The organism is Methanosarcina sp. Kolksee (assembly GCF_000969945.1).
Lineage (GTDB): Archaea > Halobacteriota > Methanosarcinia > Methanosarcinales > Methanosarcinaceae > Methanosarcina > Methanosarcina vacuolata.
The window spans coordinates 743,233-762,455 of record NZ_CP009524.1 but is presented as its reverse complement, the minus strand read 5'-3'; the positions used below and the strand labels follow the sequence as shown (position 1 = coordinate 762,455).

Here is a 19,223-nt window from a genome sequence, read left to right as displayed (position 1 = left end):
CTCACGGATACTACCAAAATCTAGATTAAGATAAAATTCCAGATCAAGAGCTCATCCCAAAACTCAAAATATATTCCCTGGACCTCGAATTTTGAATGATCGATAGAGTTTCTTGTCATGGGATATAGTTTTAAAACTTTTATTGATTTAAGAAAATTGGTTTTGGGATGAGCTCATACATAAGAAATTTCAGTCAATGGATTTTTAAAAAATATAAAATTTTATAGTTCCAGATATTAAAAATCTCAGTATTCTTCATGCAGACTCCTCATCCGTAAATCATTATCGAATCGAGTCTTGCAGTACCTACTTTTGTCCAGTACTTGCAAATACTACAATACTGAGTCTCGCCATCTGAGCACAATTTCAGGTTAGCGTGGCATTTTGGACACATTTTTAGATTTCTCATGAATAAAACTCCTTGAATTTTTATTTTAATTTTGAGCTCATTCCAGAACTCAAAATTGGTTCCCTGAATCTTGAATTTTAAACGATTCCCTGAATCTTGAATTTTAAACGATTCCCTGAATCTTGAATTTTAAATGATTCCCTGAATCTTGAATTTTAAACGATTAATCAAGTTTTGGGATAAGCTCCAAACTAAAATAACGGCACTTGTCAATTTTATAGGATTACTACTCAAACTTTTAGTGCAAACTTTTAGTGGAGGATTTATTGAAAAACTTAAACACAAAAACCCCAAACCCCTTTACATTTTTCCCCAACATGTAAATTGTGCCCGATTTTTCAGATTTAATCAATACTCACGGCCAAAACCTATTATTTAGGTGTTTCTTTTTTGACGTCTTGATTTGATATTTTCTCGTCTTTTAGTGATGCATTAATTTTGCCTGCAGATTATAGCGCAATAATTTTGTCTGTTTCACTCATAATCATCACCTTAATATATTTTTTATACATAACCCCTTTGAATTTAGAGCTCCAAATATCCCAGTTAAGCTTTCTCAAATATTCCACATGAGCCTGGTATGCAAAAAAGTTATAAATCTAGAGTTCCCAAATAACTATTAAGATATAATAGTAGTTTAATATATAAATAACCATTGATTTTTTAATTTATTTTAACTGAGGTAAACAATCGCAATTTAGTGCTTAAGTTCTAATGCAAAATAGGAAAGATGTAGCGAAAAATGTAGCTTCTAGTCCGAATCTTTGGGAATCGCTACAGGGTCAATACAAAAGAGACTATAAACTGTTATGATAGCAACATTTTAGGTATAAACGTTGTGTCCTTAAATAGTTAAACATATGGTATATAAAAAACTTAAATGTAGGAATTATTTTACCAATTAATCAGCCATATTCATTTTATGAAATAATACATTCTTGGCAAATTTTAGCCCCCCGTTATATGCCAATAAGAGTACTACCACAACTGTTACTAACACTACGAAAAAGGGTACCACGAAAACACTCAGTATCTTTTTAACACTCAACATCTTTTTGATTCTATCAACCATTTTCCTTCCCATCATTTATTATTTAAGATCATTAGTACCCACCGCGAAATAACCTAAGCCCATTTTTACACTGTACTTTGCCATTTTCATAAGCAGTCCCATCTATTTTGCTCCAAAATAATAATGTGTTACTTAGGTTATTTCGTTACGAGCCCTTAGGTGAGTTATTGAAAAACAAAAACACAATACTATCTCTACATTTTTCCAAATGTGAGCTTGTTTATGTGATGAAAATTGTGCTTGGTTTTTCAGATTTAATCAATGCAACTTAAAGAAACGGATACACCTGAGTTTTTGAAAAAGCATTGTACTTTAACAACCCAGGGCCTCAAGTTTATGGTTTCTTAACTGCGTAAGTCTTAATCAATAACTCACGGACAAGATCTATTATCTATATGTCTCTACTTTGACATCTGTATTTGATACTTTCTCGTCTTTTATTGCTGCATCAGTTTTGCCTAAAGCTTCCAGCGTAATATTTTTGTCTGTTTCACTCATGGTTTTCATATTTGCACATTTTTTATTCAAGTAATTTGTGAATTTAGCTCCCCAAATATTCCAACATAGCTTCCTCAAATATCCCATATGAACCTTTCATTTAGATGTCTCTACTTTGACATCTGGATTTGATACTTTTTCGTCTTTTATTGCTGCATCAGTTTTGCCTACAACTTCCGGCGCAATATTTTTGTCTGTTTCACTCATGGTTTTTACCTTTACATATTTTTTATGTAAGTGATTTATGAATTTGGCTACCAAAATATCCAATTTTAGCTTTCTCAAATATTCCATATGAGCCTTTTATGCAGGAAAGTAATAAATTTTAATTCACTGGATATCCTGCATGATATTACAGTATTTAAACCTATAAATATCCATGTATATTTTAAATTTATTTTAACTGAAGCACGTGATCAAAATTTAGTGCTGAAGTTATAATGTAAAATATGAAATTTGGAATGCAAAATGTGAAATTTGGAATGCAAAATATGAAATTTGAAATGCAAAATATGAAATTTGGAATGTAAAATATAAAAGATGTAGCGAAAAATATGAAATTTGGAATGCAAAATATGAAATTTGGAATGTAAAATATAAAAGATGTAGCGAAAAATATGAAATTTTGAATGCAAAATATAAAAGATGTAGCGAAAAATATGAAATTTATAATGCAAGATCTGAAAGATATAGCGAAAAATGTAGTTCCTGGTTCGAATCTTTGGGAACCATCACGGGGTCAATACAAAATAAACTATAAACCTTTATGATAGCAACATTTTCGGGCAAATATCGCTATCCACAAAAATAAAAAACATGTATCTTTTTGATACTCCAAAACGTTCTGCCATTTTCTTATATGTTCTCTTTCCTATGTCCATGTTGATAACGTCAACATTAGACACAAATTTATTTTCCTTGAACAAATACATCAATTTACATTTCGACCCATCTTTCAAAAATAAGGTGATTTTTGCAACAACTTTACATATTTATTAAATTTGTAGGGGGCACAAGCTCAACAAAATCAATGATTTTGGCTGAATCCCACAATTATTTAAAAATTCTGGACCTAACTAATAAAAAATATTGTAAAGTTTAACATATTTCCCAGTGAGATTTCATTGAGGGTTGAATAATTAATTCAGAATAGGGCAAAATAAGTACTGAACTGTATATATAAAAAAAACAAGTAGCTTTTTAGGGAGGGGGTCAAAATGTAAAATCAACATACGTGTTCAAATGTTTATAGTACATATCAATACTATATATTCAAATAGTAAGATATTTAGTGAATACATATACATATATAGACCTAAATGTATATAGAATAGATTGCTGAAATACAATATAGATTGTCGAGTCGAGTATTTCGGTGATCGATCATAACTCGACTTACCGTTTAATGGAATAGTAATATGATTGAAAGTGAAATTGACCAGCATTTTAAAAACGATTCAAGTAAACAAACAAATGAGTGTAATATATGATAGACAATAAGAAAGTAGAGCCTACAAAGGAAGATGCAAAAGAAAAAGTCGAGCCAACAAAAACCGCAGAAGGAAGCGTAAAAAAATAAAGTAAGCGGTTTATTTGGAGAAGTTTCGCAAGAAGCCTATCTCATACATATTATCTAAAATCAGTAATTCACATAACAATAATTCACGAGCAAGAAAATGGGTGAATAAAATGATTAAACAAATAAAAAAATATTTACTGTTTTACTGGCAGTCAATTGCTAGTAAAATTAATAGTAAAATTAATAGTATCCTTTCATTTGCATTCGGTTAAGAAATCTATTAACGTTAAAATGACTACTGCAATCATTTATTCATCTCGATTTATAACATAAGTTTACAGAAATGACGACGAAAATAACACATTTCTTATAATCATATCTTGACCGAATACAAATGATTGATTATTTGTAACTATTCAGCATATCAAAACATGTCTATTGATATTGATTATAGTGAAAGCAAGAAATCAAAGAAATAACCTATATAAGAGGACAAAATGCAGTCAATCGCCAACAGTTCCATAAAATCAATTTGCAGAAATTTGTCTATTGAGTTTTAACAAAGATGACTATTGATTCTGTTTTATATAGGTTGAATAGTTACGATTATTTAACAGATTATCAATTAGACAAAAGAAGAAAAACTCAAACATATTGGAGAGAGTATATGTCTGTTCTATTTATCATTCATTTAAAAAATATAGAACACATACAAAAACTATATAAGCGTCTTGTGTTTATGTAGAACCCCAATAATTATGTTTATTTCTATTCAAATGCACATTTCGAACCCTGGCACTCTTGTGTTAAGATCCTGCACAAAAGGATTATTTCGCTGACATAAAGTCTACAAAATAACCTGAAATCAGGCATTATTTGCCTATAATGGCAGGGGTTCGAAATATACATTCAAACTTGATACAAGACAACAAAATTTTTGTGATAAAGGGGAGTGGTTATTATATGCATGAAATTAAAAAAGTTAATTTTAATGAGGGTAACCTTATAGAGACTAACCTTAAAAGAGCTAACTTTATAGGGGCTGACCTTAGAGTAGCTGATCTGAAAGAATCCCATTTTGAGGGAGCTAACCTCAGAGAAGCTAACCTTGAAGGAGCTAATCTTGAAGGAGCTAACTTTAGCGAAGCTAACCTTAAATGGTCTAACCTTAAAGAAGTTAACCTGAAAGGAGCTGACCTTAGAGAAGTTAACCTTGAAGGAGCTGACCTTGAAGGAACTGACCTTGAATGGTCTAACCTTGAAGGAGCTAATCTTGAAGGAGCCAATCTTAGAGGAGCTAATCTTCATAGGGCTAACCTTAGAGAAGTTAACCTTGAAGGAGCTGATCTTAATTGGGCTATGCTTAGAGGAGCTAACCTGGAAGAAGCTGACCTTGAAGGGACTAACTTTACAGGGGCTAATCTGGAAGGAGCTGATCTTATAAAGGCTAGCCTCGATGGAGCTAACTTTAGATGGGCGAATATTAAAGGAGCTAAGTTTGACGGAGCTAACCTTAATGGAGTTAACCTTAGAGAAGCTCATTATTTGACATTTGACCAGCTTTCTAAAATGGTAACTATTCAGCCTACCAAAAATCATTGTTGATCTCGATTTTGACTTAGGCCCCGTCACAGAATAACCTCTGCAGATTTCCGATTGGACATTTTGATTTTCACTATATAGGTCGCCAGTAAAAGTTACAATAAATTATAAGTTGCATAGTTTATTTCGTTGCGGGCACTTAATAGATACTTTTGAGTACTAACTGATAACTGATGGAACTTATGGGAAATGCAAAAACATGATCAATAGCCAGCAATTAGAGAAAAATAAACCAAGTGAAATTTACCCATTAAAGATTACTAAAGACAGCTATTGATATTGTTTTTTCCAGGCTGAATCGTTACCTGAATGGTAAGTCGGCGAATTTTTCGTATGCCCGTTGATAATATTTTTTATTTCGTCATAATATTATTTATTTCGTCATAATATTTATTATTTCGTCTTATCTTTACTTTCTATCTACATTTGGCAGGTCGACATTAGATTTTGAGATATTTTACTGATTGCGCTTTTCAAACAGTATATAAATATGTATTGGTTTTGAAGCTGGTAAATATATAACCCGAATCTTACGACATATATAAGCAATGAAGCATTTTTGCAATAATGTTTAGTATCAGGGATATGTGCTTTCCAGCAAAAACACTATCATTAAAAATGTTATGAAAAAACAAGTTGCCTGTCGAAAGTGGGATGTAGCAGATAGTAGGTTGTATTTATATTGGGAGGTAATTATATGAGTGGGTATATTATTTTAGGCATTTTGCTTGTATTTGTGCTAGTCTTTGTGTATTATTTCAACAGACTTAATGTGCTTTCCAACATAATAGATAATTCATGGGCTCAGATTGATGTTCAGCTGAAGAAGAGAGCTGACCTTGTGCCAAACCTTGTTGAAACTGTGAAGGGTTATGCAGCGCATGAAAAATCAATTTTTGAGGCCGTGTCTGATGCAAGAGCAAGGATGATGGGCGCAAAGACAATTGAAGAAAAGGATCAAGCTGGAAATGTGCTTGCCGGGACTCTTAAGTCGCTTTTTGCAATAGCCGAGAATTATCCAGAACTTAAGGCAAACCAGAATTTCCTTATGCTTCAGGAAGAACTTTCTGGAATTGAGAACAAGGTTGCTTATGCAAGGCAACACTATAATGACAGTGTGCTTATTTTTAACAACCTTGTGACTACTCTACCGGGCTCGATTTTTGCTGGAATCCTTAGTAAGAAGACAAGGACTTATCTTGAGATTGAGTCTAAGGAAAGAGAGCCTGTCAAGGTTCAGTTCTAATATTAAGGTTTTCCATTTTCTTTATTTTGTGGGTGTGATATCTTTGCGAACTATGGAAGAGCAAATAGCTGCGAATAAGAGAGATTCGTTTATCCTTATTGGAATTGTAAGCATTGTCCTTGTAACTTTGGGCTATGTATTCGCGCAGATTTATGACCCTTCGCTTGTTTTTGTCTTTCTGATTATCGCTGTGATTCTTTCTACTCTTGGCACAATTGCTTCTTACTGGTATTCAGATAAGATTGTGCTTGCTGTGACGAAGACACGTGAGCCGACACCACTTGAAAATGCACACCTTTCGAATGTGGTTGAAGGGCTTGCGATTGCAGCAGGAATTCCTGCCCCACGTTTTGTGATTATTGCTGATGAGGTTAACCTGAATGCTTTTGCGACGGGAAGAGACCCTGAGCATGCTGTTCTTGCTGTGACCTCTGCGCTTCTTAAGACCATGAACAGAGAGGAGCTTGAGGGCGTGATCGCACATGAGATGTCGCATATCAATAATTATGATATCAGGCTCGCGTCTATGATTGCTGTGCTTGTCGGTATTATTGTGATTGCTTCACAGATTTTCCTTAGAAGCTTGTGGTTCTCAGGTGGAAACAGAGACCGAAGAGATGGAAATGTTATATTTATAGTGATTGGCGTTGTACTTGCTATACTTGCACCGATTTTCACGCAGTTGATTCAGCTTGCAGTTTCACGACAGAGGGAGTATCTTGCTGATTCAAGCGGGGCGTACCTTACGCGCAATCCGATGGGGCTTGCTTCTGCACTTGAGAAGATTAAGGCCAATAATGTTAATACGAAGGTAAATGGGGCTGTTTCACATCTTTATTTTACCAACCCATTCCTTTCAAAGAATGCAAATTCTCTATTTGCAACACATCCGCCCATTGATGAAAGAATTAAGAGACTCAAAGAAATGTGAGCTTTTAGGTTTTTGAGTTTAGGACAAGTATTGAGGGAATAAACTAGGACTTATGCTAATGACCCAGCTGAGAGCAGTAGGTCCAGAGCTTGATTAATCAAAAGGCGATAAAAAATTGGTTTGGGGATGGAGCTCAATCAGATACTTTAAAAAGGGCAGGGCACTTCTTTTTTAGGGTTATGAGGAGCTCGTTGTCTAATTTTGCATTATGAAGTGTTTTCACTGTAGAAAGCGGGTCAAGTGATAAATGTTGAGCTCCTTCAAGGTTAGCCCCTTCAAGATTAGCCCCTTCAAGATTAGCTCCTTCAAGATTAGCCTCTATAAGGTCAGCTCCTTGAAGGTTAGCTCCTAGAAGGTCTTTTCTCTCTGGAATATCCATATACAATTATCGGCCTTGAACTAAAATAAGCATTACTATGCCATGAAAATATCTTCTGCTCTTCAAGATTTAGTTTTTAAAAAATGGGTATGTAGAAATCCTCTAAAAGAACCAATCTCCATTAATTTGAATTGAATTGCCCGATGTGTTTTTACTCACTTATTTTCAGCTTCTTGCAGCTGATTAAGATAGGTTTTCTACAAAGCCACAACTATATCACATTATAAGCCTTGTAGTTCATCCTTAGTCATCGCTTAAGTTACCACTTTAAGAATCTAGCCGCCCAGCTCACGTTTTTTCTAAGCAAATATTTCCTTAACTCATCGATTCCAAGCAGGAAGATTGCAAAAGGAACAGCAAATAATAAATATCTGAGGTCAAGGGGCGAAGTGTTAAAAATAAGATTGGCAAATGGATTCCAGATAATAAAAACTAGAATCAGTAATTCACTTGCAATCCCTAACAGAATCGTATGGTTGCTGAACAAGCCCATTGTGAACACTGACTGAAACCGGGTTCTGGAAGCAAAAACATTAGCTATCTGGCAGATAATCACCGCTGAAAAGAAAGCAGTAATCGCCTGCATATAAAGGGGATTGCTGTTTGCAAGTTGCTCGCCGAATTTCCAGCCCCCTTCAAAAAGTACGGCAAAATAACAGAAAAAGCCTGCTGCAGCTTCTATAGGTCCCTTTATTCCATAAGCTGTTAAAAGCACTTGAGGCGTTAGCAGCTTTTCGTCCCTAGCCCTTGGAGGCCTTTTCATAATATCTCCTTCTGCTTTTTCCATTCCCAGAGCAATGGCAGGTAACATATCCGTACCCAGATCAATTGCCAGAATAAGCTGTACTTGCATAGGAAGGGGAAGAGCAAAGAGAACGAAGGCTATGAAAGGCAGAACCTCAGGGATATTACTGGCAAGGATGTATACAATGAACTTTTTTATATTATCAAAAACAGTTCTACCTTCCTCTACAGCATTCACGATAGTGGCGAAATTGTCGTCCAGAAGCACCATATCCGCAGCTTCACGAGCTACGTCCGTGCCGCTGCCCATTGCAACCCCCATATCTGCGTTCTTAATTGCAGGAGCATCATTGACCCCATCTCCTGTCATGGTCACGATTTCCCCTTCAGCCTGGAAAAGCTGTACGATTTTCAGTTTTTGAATAGGAGAAGTACGGGCAAATACAATGCTCGGATTTTTCAATCTTGAAGAAAGATCTGTACGTGAGAGTGACTCCAGCTCGTCTCCAGTAATAATTTCAAGGTTTCCAAAATCCACAAGTCCCACGTTTTTCGCGATTGCTTCTGCAGTGACTGGGTGATCACCGGTGATCATAACAACCTTGATCCCGGCTGCATGGCACTTTGCAATAGCTTCTCTGACTTCAGGCCGCGGAGGGTCTACAATCCCGATAAATCCCAGGAAAATAAAATCCTCAGTATACTCTTTCTGCTCTTCTGCTTGCCTGTACGCAAGGGCAATTATCCGTTCTCCCTTTCTTGCCAGTTCCAGGTGCCTGTCCAGAAGTTCTTTTTTATCATTTTCGATAAGTGTTCTAACCTCACCTGAATCTCTAACTGAACCGCACATCTTCACAACCACCTCAGGGGCTCCCTTAAGATAGATTTCAAGGTTACCTTCAGGAGTGCGGCAGATAACTTCCATTCTTTTGGTAAGTGAATCAAAAGGAAACTCTTTCAGCCTTTGATAATCACTTTGAAGCGTTTTTATGTCCTGGAAACTGTTTGCAAAAACAAGAAGTGCTCCTTCGGTAGGATCGCCAGTGTATCCAGTTGGTAATTCGCGAAGTTTTGCGTTATTGCAGAGCCCTGCAACCCTTATTAAAGTAGGAGGTACCTTTTTAGGATCCCATATGGGACTTTCTACAACATAAACCCTTTTTGCTCCTGAACCCGTAACTTTTCCTGCAATGCCTTGTTTTGTACTTTCTTCTGTCTCCTGCTCTACAACCCTTTTTTCGAGACCTGAAGTTATTTTAGGTACTAAATTTTCAAAACCGACGATGAGAGAATTTACTGCCATCCTGTTCTGGGTAAGAGTTCCGGTTTTGTCAGTGCAGATGACAGTAGTCGAGCCCAGAGTTTCTACGGATTCGAGGTTCTTTATAAGGGCATTCCTCGAAGCCATTCGCCTGGAAGCCAGGCTAAGAGCAAGAGTTACCGTGGGCAAAAGCCCTTCAGGCACATTTGCAACTATGATTCCGATCGCAAAGATGAGGCTTGCAAGAAAGGTATCCTGAATAAGAAACGCAAGAATGAAGAAGGTTACTCCCATTAAAATCGCAATTGTAGAGATGATTTTTATGAAGCGATTGAGCTCTCTCCGGATGGGAGTGTCTACCCTCAAAATCTGTTCTGTGAGTATTGCAAGTTTTCCAATCTGGGTGTTCTGTCCTGTTCCGAAGACGACAGCCTTTCCATTCCCGCTTTGTACTAGCGTCCCGGAAAAAACCATATTTCTGCACTCAAGTATATTCGAGTTAGTGCATTCAAGAGAGCGTAGTTGAGGCTCTGCTTCTCCTGTTATGGTCGAATGATCAACTTTCAGAGAGTTTGTCTCAATTAAGCGCCCGTCAGCCGGGACCTTATCTCCTTCCTCAAGAAGGATGATATCTCCTACAACAAGTTCCGAAGCCAGAACATCTCTGACTTTACCTTCCCTTAAAACCTTTGCACGGGGAGGAAGGAGCTGCCGAAAACTTTCCATCGTTTTTGCAGCCTGGTATTCCTGGACAAATGTGAAGGTTCCATTAAGGATTACGACCACACCAAGAGCAATTCCAATATACAGATTCCCTTTTCCAGGATCAAGGTATTCTCCAAGGAAAGACAGAATAGCTCCTATAATCAGCAAAATTGAAAAAAAATTCCGAAATTGCCTCATATACTTACTTAATATGCTTTCCTTTCCTGTTTCTTCGAGAACGTTAGGTCCGCATTCCTGAAGTCTCCTTGCAGCTTCCTGCTCGCGAAGTCCGCTTTCGTCAACTCCTAATCTTTGAAGAAACTCGGGAAGAGCGATTTTATGCTCATCGCCCTGCGGAGGACAAATCTTGCTTTTGCTACCAGTCAATTTTGTCTCCATCGAATATCCTATAACTCAATGTGGCATAAGAATAAGAAACTTAAGAGATCTTATCCTTGTTGTTGTCTTTCTGTAACTTCGTTATTGTCTGCTGTCATAGTCATCGGTATCGTCTTTACTGTCATCGATAGTTATTATCTTTTGATCATGTTACTCATGTTTCTGATCATGTCATTCATGTTTCTGATCATGTCATTCATGTTTCCAGTCATGTTTCCAGTCATGTTTCCAGTCATGTTACCCATCTTGGTCATGTTTTCAGTCATATGGCATATCATGACTCCGGTCATATTACCGGTCATATTACCCATACAGGTCATGTTTCCGGTCATGTTTCCGATCATAACTCCAGTCATGTTACATGTCATATTCCCAGTCATGTTACCCATTTTTCCTGTCATATTACTCATGTTTCCGATCATGGTTCCAGTCGTATTACATGTCATGTTACCCATCTCGGTCATGTTATCCATTTTTCCTGTCATGTTACTCATGTTTCCGATCATGGTTCCAGTCATATTACATGTCATGTTACCCATCTCGGTCATGTTACCCATTTTTCCTGTCATGTTACTCATGTTTCCGATCATGGTTCCAGTCATATTACATGTCATATTTCCAGTTATGTTACCCATCTCGGTCATGTTACCCATTTTTCCTGTCATGTTACTCATGTTTCCGATCATGTTTCCAGTCATATTACATGTTAGATTCCCAGTCATGTTACCCATATCGACCATGTTTCCAGTCATGTTTTCAGTCATGTTATCCATGTTCCCGGTCATGTTTCCAGTCATATTACATGTCATGACTCCAATCATGTTCCCGGTCATATTACCCATACCAGCCATGGCCCCAGTCATGATTCCGGTCAGGGTCATATTTCCAGTCATGTTACAAATCATGGTTCCAGTAATATTTTCGGTCACGTTGCTCATATTCCCAGTCATGTTTCCTGCAGGCTCTGATGCTTGCGCCGCGCCAAGAGAAAAAATTAAGCATAGCACTATCAGAGAAACTATTAACCTAGTTTTCATTCTTTACCCTCCATATGTGAATTAGACAATTCGGATCTATTGCATAAATTCTATTAAATAAAATTTGTAATTATTCAGCCTACCCAAAATAAGTTGAATGATATTGATTTATTAACGGAAACGGATCAGAAAAATTTGTCCATTGAATTTTATGAAATATGGCTATTGAGGTTGTTTTTCCCCGGCTGAATATACAATTTTGGCTCTTCGCCATTCTTTATGGATAATACTATTTTCAATTCAAGACCGCGCTGGATTTTATGAGAATATTATGAGGATAGCCACACAAAACAACGAAGAGCACAATTTATTTAATAAAGCGGTTTGAGAAAAGTACAGAAATCTTCCCTTTACTTTTCTATCCTTAACTTCTTTATAATGAATTGAAAGTCTAGATTTGTATAAATTGGGTTATTTCATCGTGTATTCACCGATATAATGTCACATGCGCCCATAAAAAATTGAGATAATCGCAAGTATGACAAAGATTATGATGAGCCATTTTGCAATCTCCATAGAGAACCCGGCAATTCCTCTTGCGCCCAATATATATGCAATCATTGCTAATATCAGAAAGAATATTGCAAGTCCTACCAACCCTGGTATATTTCACTCCCCCACTGGTTATTTTAATCGATAAGTTAACTATTAAATTGCAGATATAGACTTATGCAGTTGAACTGGAAAACAAGTAGCATGACGCTCCAAATGGTCTAAATTATAATATTTATGACAGATATCCTCGTGCTTTATTTTGGACCTCAACGTAGGTCCTATCAGAAACGAGTATATCTCCCATTTTTGAGAAAATGTAGAGAAAATCTCATGTTTATGATTTTCAATAATTCACTGAACCGACCCCAGTCTCTCTGCTGATGTCTCTCCTGGAATTATCGGTTGCTCAAACACTCCTTTCTGCCAATAAGGTTGATATCCGTAGTAAGTATACACTCTGGATAGCTCTTCACAAGTTAAAGGCCATTTGTCCTTATCAAAGCCTTCTGCCTTTTCCAGTACTTCTTTATTAACATCAAGGATGAAAGCATGCTCATACAGCCTCAGTTTAAGAGCCTGCCAAGGGATAGCAAACCGTTTATCGCCCATACCCAGGAATCCGCCAAAAGAAAGCACTGCATATGCTATCCTTCCATTTTCCAAATCAATCATAAAGTCTTCAATCTGTCCTAAATCCTCTCCAGCTCTATTGACAACCTTATCTCCTTTTAGTGTACTTGCTGACAATTTAGTGTACTTGCTGACAAAAAGTGTGAATTCTCTCTACTTACCATATTATTGTCTATCATATATTACACCCCTTTGTTTGTTTACCTGCATTATTTTTAAAATGCTGGCCAATTTCACTTCCGATCATATTACTATTCCATTAAACGGTAAGCAAGTTATGATCGGTCACCGAAGTACTATGACTCGACAATTTATATTGTATCTCAGCAATCTATTCTATATATCTTTAGGTCTATATATGCATATGTATTCACTAAATATCTTTCCATCTGAATATATAGTATTGATGGATACTATAAACATTTGAACATGTATGTTGATGTATTTGTTCAATAAAACTAAATTTATTACATCGGGAGTGCAGAGGGTCACGAATACCCCATTCTTTACAGGCTGTCCGACAATTACCTTCGGTAATAAAAGAATTCCTTCTTTTTTTTGATTTAAAGGTCTTATTTGCTTTCTTTTTAGCACTTTTTTATTACTATCAATAATTATCGGACAGCCTGTTTAGGGTGAGGTGGCCGCCCGCAATTTGATTTTTGTGGGTAGCGACATTTACCCTAAAATGTTGCTATCATAACGGTTTATAGTTTATTTTGTATTGACTCGGTAGCGATTCCCAAAGATTCGGATTAGAAGCTACATTTTTCGCTACATCTTTCATATTTTGCATTACAACTTAGACACTAAATTTTGATTGTTTTCTCATTTAAAATAAATTTAAAATATCCGTGGCTATTTATATGTTCAAGTACTGTTATATCATGTGTGGTACGAAATAACTTTAAATTTATAACCTCCTGGCATAAACGTCGTGCTGGCGGAGCATAAGGGGTTACTTGAGGTTATAGTGCAAGGAACTGCACAGCACAGCGTGTAAAAGTAGTGTTTTTTGAAATTCAACATCATACTTTTGTATAAATCAAGAATAAAAGGAGATTTAGAACATGAGTGATTTAATTGTTTTTGCATTTCCTAGTGAGACCGGTGCATCTGAGATGGATGAAACTATCCATCAGCTTAAAAAGGAAGAACTGATGGTTCTTGCTGATGCTGCCACTGTTGTTCGTAAACCTGATGGTAAAATAAAGGTGAAACAAGCAACAAACCTCGTTGGTGCAGGCGCAGTGGGTGGAGCATTTTGGGGTATGCTGATAGGATTTCTTTTCTGGGTGCCTTGGCTAGGACTAGCCATCGGTGCTGTTACTGGTGCAATAACTGGTAAACTGTCCGACTATGGAATCAACGATGACTTCATCAAAGAAGTGGGCGAAACCATTCAGCCAGGTGGATCCGCTCTCTTCCTATTGATCTCAAAATGGACTGAAGACAAGTCTCTTGAAAAACTAAATAAATTCAATGCAACAATCGTCAGAACATCCCTTTCCAAAGAAGAGGAACTCAAACTTAAAGCCGCTTTTGGCGCCGGGGATTAACTAAAGAAAACTGAAAATCCTCTAAAGGTTAACTGGATCCTTGAACACTAGGTCCTTGAACATGAAATTGAAAACTAAGATAAAAATATTGTTTTTCAAAGGTATAAGCTGATTAAGGAGTTAATCTATGTCAGAAGAAAAGAAGGCAGAACCAAAGAAAGAAGATGCTAAAGTTGAGCAAATACATCCCTCTGAAATGAGGGGAGGTAAAAAGAAAGGTCTTCTGGATACCTGTAAGTAAGAAGCAAGTAGGCTTCTATTTGATAGTAAGGGTGGGTCTTTGATCAAATATGAAAAGCGAGCACATTTCCTTATTGGGGAAAAATACAATAAGATGTTCTAGATGTTCTGATGCTTACGTTTTTCAATACCTCACCCCAACGACTCAATTTTGATAATTGCCATTAATAAAAGTCCGAGTAGTAATCCTACAAAACTGACAAGTGCTGTTAAGTTATGAGGTATTTTCAATGAAATGCGAATCTTGTGAAGCAGAATGTGAAGGCAGATATTGTAAAACATGTGGCGCCATTATGAATAAAGTTATCAGAGAGGTCGGAGAAAAACGCTGGGCGGCAATCGATGATTGTTCGTTTATTTATCCGCTTGTCCAGCGTGTGAATAAAGGAGAACTTACAGTCCATGATATAATTCAGTCTCTTGAAGTGGAAGATTGATTTTTTGAAGGTTCAGGATTTCAGGTCCTGGCTCTCAGGAAACGGATTTAAAGACTGTTTTATACCTGCATTTCCCTCTGTATTATCGGGGGTATTCTTATTAAATTTTTATTTCAGTCGAATACCCCGCTAGCTTGCTGCGGGGATGGAAACTTCCCCGGTAATCGTTGATGATTATATAAATTAGGCTCTTCGTCATTTCATATGGGTAGTTTGAAATCTAACTTTCCTAATTTTAGATAGATCATAGTAATAAAATACTTAGTGTTTCGATACCCTCTCGCATTTCTTTTTATTAACTGTACAATACTGTTAATACCTTCCACAACTCCGTTAGTAATCCTGGAGTCAAAGTAGTTTAGAATTCCATCCCAATGACTTTTAATGGTTTTAGCAACCTCAATTATTGCCTCTAATCTGCTATGAGTTGCCCAAAAATACCACTTTTTTAGATATTGTTCAGCTTCCTCTCGGCTTTTGCATTCCCAGAACTTTCTAAGACTTTCTTTTATATTATATGCTCTGAATGTATTCAGTTTTTTATTTTGGAGGTTTAAAAGCTTTTTTTTCTGTTTATCAGTTAGATTTTCCTTGTTAGTAGTCCATATGAATTTGGTATTTTTGAGTTCCTTGGTTTTTTTTGTTCTTGTATCCTTACTTCATTTAATCCTTCATTCATTGCCTTCATAACATGAAATCTATCGAATGTAATTTTTGCATCTGGAAATTCTTTAGAAATTCCACTGATATATGAAGGAGACATGTCGCAACATACCGATTTAATGTTGCTTTTGTTTCCATTATGATCTTGCAGATCTTTGTTAAAACTGGTAATAGTCGAAGAGTCTTTTCCTTCACAAGCAAATATTACTTTTGAATCTTTTATATCAACAACAAGAGTTATGTATTCATGTCCTTTCTTGCATGAAGTTTCATCTATACCAACAACACATACATCCGATAAATCCTCTTTAGACCTTGCATTGTCAGTATAATAGTTTATGACTCTCCAAAGTTTCGTGTCATTTTCTCCAAGCAACTTCCCAATTTGTAACACTGGCATTCTTTTTGATAGTTCCAGGATAAGAGCTTCCATTCGAAGAGTAAAACTGCTTTTTTCGCGAGCCCATGGAACTTTTATTTGGAGAACTCCACATTTTTCACATTCTATTCTTGGAATTCTACAGTGTAAATATGTAGAATATTGAAAGTAGTTAATGTGCCGTAACACTTTTTCCTTAGTATCATAAACTGAGCAGTTTAGTTTGCCACACTTAGGACAGGGAAATTTGGAACCACGTTTAAAATCAAGCCAAATATTAAGTTTTTCAGATATTGAATCAAATTTAATATTGGTTATTTGCCAAGGTTCTTTGACATTCAAAGGTATTTCAAATGTATTTTCGCAAATGGGATATCAAACTCCTGCAGTTATTTGTACTAAATAATATAATACTTATTTATATTATATTACTAATATAATAACTTACCCATATTATACAGCGAAGAGCCAACATGTATCTTTTTGATACTCCAAAACGTTCTGCTATTTTCTTATATGTTCTCTTTCCTATGTCCATGTTGATAACGTCAACATTAGACACAAATTTATTTTCCTTGAACAAATACATCAATTTACATTTCGACCCCTCTTTCAAAAATAAGGTGATTTTTGCAACAACTTTACATATTTATTAAATTTGTAGGGGGTACAAGCTCAACAAAATCAATGATTTTGGCTGAATCCCACAATTATTTAAAAATTCGGGACCTAACTAATAAAAAATATTGTAAAGTTTAACATATTTTCCAGTGAGATTTCATTGAGGGTTGAATAATTAATTCAGAATAGGGCAAAATAAGTACTGAACTGTATATATAAAAAAAACAAGTAGCTTTTTAGGGAGGGGGTCAAAATGTAAAATCAACATACGTGTTCAAATGTTTATAGTACATATCAATACTATATATTCAAATAGTAAGATATTTAGTGAATACATATACATATATAGACCTAAATGTATATAGAATAGATTGCTGAAATACAATATAGATTGTCGAGTCGAGTATTTCGGTGATCGATCATAACTCGACTTACCGTTTAATGGAATAGTAATATGATTGAAAGTGAAATTGGCCAACATTTTAAAAACAATTCAAGTAAACAAACAAAGGAGTGTAATATATGATAGACAATAAGAAAGTAGAGCCTACAAAGGAAGATGCAAAAGAAAAAGTAGAGCCAACAAAAGCCGCAGAAGGAAGCGTAAAAAAATAAAGTAAGCGGTTTATTTGGATAAGTTTCGCAAGAAGCCTATCTCATACATATTATCTAAAATCAGTAATTCACATAACAATAATTCACGAGCAAGAAAATGGGTGAATAAAATGATTAAACAAATAAAAAAATATTTACTGTTTTACTGGCAGTCAATTGCTAGTAAAATTAATAGTAAAATTAATAGTATCCTTTCATTTGCATTCGGTTAAGAAATCTGTTAACGTTAAAATGACTACTGCAATCAACTATTCATCTCGATTTACATTTATAGGTTTACAGAAACGAGAACGTTTTTATTTCATAAGAGATTAAAAATTAAAAAGATCTATAACATTCGATTTGTTAATATAAATTAAGGGGTATTAAACATGTTTAAAGAGCATTCAACAGGAACACATCCAATGATGCATGATGAGCCGATGTCTGATATTTGGGGATTTTTGACTGAAGAACAGAAAAAGAAAGTTGCAGTAATGAAGATTGATATGAAAATACAATGGATGGAAACAAAAATAAATGATATGGAAAAGATGATCGAGTTTAAGAAAAAGGGTATAGCTAACATCCGAATGGTTCAAGAAATGATCAAAACAGGGAAATAAACTCGAAGAAAGTCAATATTGAAATTAGCTGGTTTCCTAGTGTCTTGAAAATTTAGTTATTGGTCACATGTTAACTCTAAATCGCTATATATTGATGAGAAGCTATTATATATTATGCTCAATAATTAAATTGCCATAACACTAGTGTTGCGGCAGCATTAAAATGTCGTATATAATTGGTTAAAATGATTCAGAATTATTTTATCTTTGAGAATTGACGTGACACTAGTGTCAGGTCAAACACAAAATGTCGTATAAAACTGAGTGCAATTATTCGAAATCATTGAATCCTTGATGATTGACTCAACACTAGTTTTTTAGCTGGATATCTAACATAATTAAAATAAATGGTTCTAAATTATTATGAAAATCAGTGTAATTTCTCATGATTCCTCACTTAGAGGCTGTCTTAAAATTCAAACCATTTCTACAATTGGATAATGGTCAACGTAACTTTAAATTCATATCGTGAATTTTCCAAAATTCAGGTACACATTGACCTTAAAGAGAGTACTTTATTTCATAGAACTTATGCACACGAGGTCTAAAATCAATTACATTGTATATTATGATTTAAACTTACATTTTAAATATTTAACTGTTTAATCCTACCGTTTTTCAGTTCAAATGCATAAGTCATATCCCAATTGTAGGAGCTCATCCCAAAACTCAAAATTGGTTTCCTGAGTCGCGAATTTTGAACGATAGATCGAGTTTCTCTTTATGAAATACGGTTCTGAAACTTTTATTGATTTAAGAAGGAACTGGTTTTGGGATGAGCTCTAGATCAAATTTAATTTTAAGACAGGCTCTTAGGCTAGTGTCAAGAAAATTTAGTTATTGGTCATTTAAAACTCAGAATCATTGTGCACTGACAAGAAACTACTAAAAATTATGCTCAATAATTAAGTTGCCATGACACTAGTGTCGAGTCAATCATCAAGAATTCGATGATCCCGAATAATTGCACTCAGTTTTATACGACATTTTGTAGTTGACTCGACACTAGGGGATGATTGAGATGTCGAAAATACTTTTCATGCTCGAAAATGCTTATTCATCATAAAAATAATTATAATTATAATTATAAGTATAATTATAGTATATTTTTCACTGAGAATAGGTTTATATACTATATTGTTTTATTACTCCATATAGTAACCAATATAATTCTATA

The 19,223-nt window shown here is 35.3% G+C and carries 13 protein-coding genes and 1 pseudogene; 6 read left to right on the top strand and 8 right to left on the bottom strand.

What is annotated here, in order from left to right; translation table 11 throughout:
• Positions 1 to 268 precede the first annotated feature (268 nt).
• Positions 269 to 409: a hypothetical protein gene (locus MSKOL_RS20615; protein WP_197078817.1), complete on the bottom strand. Its 141-nt coding sequence runs from the start codon at positions 407 to 409 to the stop codon at positions 269 to 271.
• 1,666 nt (positions 410 to 2,075) lie between these two features.
• Entirely contained in the window at positions 2,076 to 2,273 is a 198-nt protein-coding gene (locus tag MSKOL_RS19750; RefSeq protein ID WP_156150945.1) for a hypothetical protein, read from the bottom strand.
• Between the two features lie 2,188 nt (positions 2,274 to 4,461).
• Here MSKOL_RS19750 and MSKOL_RS03250 point away from each other — a divergent pair.
• The 3 genes from MSKOL_RS03250 (at position 4,462) to MSKOL_RS03240 (ending at position 7,277) form a co-directional block, all read left to right on the top strand.
• On the top strand, positions 4,462 to 5,103 hold the full coding sequence (locus tag MSKOL_RS03250; protein ID WP_048153658.1) for a pentapeptide repeat-containing protein: 642 nt from the start codon (positions 4,462 to 4,464) through the stop codon (positions 5,101 to 5,103).
• Between the two features lie 694 nt (positions 5,104 to 5,797).
• Positions 5,798 to 6,346, top strand: coding sequence for a LemA family protein (locus MSKOL_RS03245; protein ID WP_048118044.1), 549 nt, complete (start codon positions 5,798 to 5,800; stop codon positions 6,344 to 6,346).
• Between the two features lie 52 nt (positions 6,347 to 6,398).
• Positions 6,399 to 7,277: a M48 family metallopeptidase gene (locus MSKOL_RS03240; protein ID WP_048118036.1), complete on the top strand. Its 879-nt coding sequence runs from the start codon at positions 6,399 to 6,401 to the stop codon at positions 7,275 to 7,277.
• A gap of 133 nt (positions 7,278 to 7,410) precedes the next feature.
• Here the strand turns inward: MSKOL_RS03240 and MSKOL_RS18620 are convergent, their stop codons facing one another.
• The 5 genes from MSKOL_RS18620 to MSKOL_RS03215 all read right to left on the bottom strand — a co-directional run bounded on the left by MSKOL_RS18620 (position 7,411) and on the right by MSKOL_RS03215 (position 13,044).
• Positions 7,411 to 7,656 carry a pentapeptide repeat-containing protein gene (locus MSKOL_RS18620; protein ID WP_052725322.1) on the bottom strand — a complete coding sequence of 82 codons (246 nt, stop codon included), beginning with the start codon at positions 7,654 to 7,656 and terminating at the stop codon, positions 7,411 to 7,413.
• A gap of 259 nt (positions 7,657 to 7,915) precedes the next feature.
• Entirely contained in the window at positions 7,916 to 10,765 is a 2,850-nt protein-coding gene (locus tag MSKOL_RS03230) for a cation-transporting P-type ATPase (RefSeq protein ID WP_048118029.1), read from the bottom strand.
• A 134-nt stretch (positions 10,766 to 10,899) separates the two neighbouring features.
• Positions 10,900 to 11,715, bottom strand: coding sequence for a hypothetical protein (locus MSKOL_RS03225; protein ID WP_156150943.1), 816 nt, complete (start codon positions 11,713 to 11,715; stop codon positions 10,900 to 10,902).
• Positions 11,716 to 12,243: 528 nt separating this feature from the next.
• Positions 12,244 to 12,363, bottom strand: a complete 120-nt coding sequence (locus MSKOL_RS19035) for a DUF1328 family protein (RefSeq protein ID WP_231592405.1) — start codon at positions 12,361 to 12,363, stop codon at positions 12,244 to 12,246.
• Between the two features lie 285 nt (positions 12,364 to 12,648).
• On the bottom strand, positions 12,649 to 13,044 hold the full coding sequence (locus tag MSKOL_RS03215) for a PRC-barrel domain-containing protein (protein WP_048153653.1): 396 nt from the start codon (positions 13,042 to 13,044) through the stop codon (positions 12,649 to 12,651).
• 953 nt (positions 13,045 to 13,997) lie between these two features.
• Here MSKOL_RS03215 and MSKOL_RS03210 point away from each other — a divergent pair.
• On the top strand, positions 13,998 to 14,486 hold the full coding sequence (locus MSKOL_RS03210) for a DUF1269 domain-containing protein (protein WP_048118022.1): 489 nt from the start codon (positions 13,998 to 14,000) through the stop codon (positions 14,484 to 14,486).
• A gap of 470 nt (positions 14,487 to 14,956) precedes the next feature.
• Positions 14,957 to 15,163, top strand: coding sequence for a hypothetical protein (locus MSKOL_RS03205; protein ID WP_048118020.1), 207 nt, complete (start codon positions 14,957 to 14,959; stop codon positions 15,161 to 15,163).
• A 200-nt stretch (positions 15,164 to 15,363) separates the two neighbouring features.
• Here the strand turns inward: MSKOL_RS03205 and MSKOL_RS03200 are convergent.
• Positions 15,364 to 16,481, bottom strand: a pseudogene (locus tag MSKOL_RS03200) (ISL3 family transposase).
• 1,331 nt (positions 16,482 to 17,812) lie between these two features.
• On the opposite strand from MSKOL_RS03200, the gene MSKOL_RS03195 reads away from it, so the two are divergent.
• Complete coding sequence (locus MSKOL_RS03195; protein ID WP_231592404.1) at positions 17,813 to 18,046, top strand: hypothetical protein; 234 nt, start codon at positions 17,813 to 17,815, stop codon at positions 18,044 to 18,046.
• Positions 18,047 to 19,223 lie beyond the last annotated feature (1,177 nt).

Bases quoted from the DNA above. Each gene is read 5' to 3' on its own strand.
- MSKOL_RS20615 (WP_197078817.1), bottom strand. From the start codon at position 409: ATGAGAAATCTAAAAATGTGTCCAAAATGCCACGCTAACCTGAAATTG.
- MSKOL_RS19750 (WP_156150945.1), bottom strand. From the start codon at position 2,273: ATGGAATATTTGAGAAAGCTAAAATTGGATATTTTGGTAGCCAAATTC.
- MSKOL_RS03250 (WP_048153658.1), top strand. From the start codon at position 4,462: ATGCATGAAATTAAAAAAGTTAATTTTAATGAGGGTAACCTTATAGAG.
- MSKOL_RS03245 (WP_048118044.1), top strand. From the start codon at position 5,798: ATGAGTGGGTATATTATTTTAGGCATTTTGCTTGTATTTGTGCTAGTC.
- MSKOL_RS03240 (WP_048118036.1), top strand. From the start codon at position 6,399: ATGGAAGAGCAAATAGCTGCGAATAAGAGAGATTCGTTTATCCTTATT.
- MSKOL_RS18620 (WP_052725322.1), bottom strand. From the start codon at position 7,656: ATGGATATTCCAGAGAGAAAAGACCTTCTAGGAGCTAACCTTCAAGGA.
- MSKOL_RS03230 (WP_048118029.1), bottom strand. From the start codon at position 10,765: ATGGAGACAAAATTGACTGGTAGCAAAAGCAAGATTTGTCCTCCGCAG.
- MSKOL_RS03225 (WP_156150943.1), bottom strand. From the start codon at position 11,715: ATGACTGGGAATATGAGCAACGTGACCGAAAATATTACTGGAACCATG.
- MSKOL_RS19035 (WP_231592405.1), bottom strand. From the start codon at position 12,363: ATGATTGCATATATATTGGGCGCAAGAGGAATTGCCGGGTTCTCTATG.
- MSKOL_RS03210 (WP_048118022.1), top strand. From the start codon at position 13,998: ATGAGTGATTTAATTGTTTTTGCATTTCCTAGTGAGACCGGTGCATCT.
- MSKOL_RS03205 (WP_048118020.1), top strand. From the start codon at position 14,957: ATGAAATGCGAATCTTGTGAAGCAGAATGTGAAGGCAGATATTGTAAA.
- MSKOL_RS03195 (WP_231592404.1), top strand. From the start codon at position 17,813: ATGTTTAAAGAGCATTCAACAGGAACACATCCAATGATGCATGATGAG.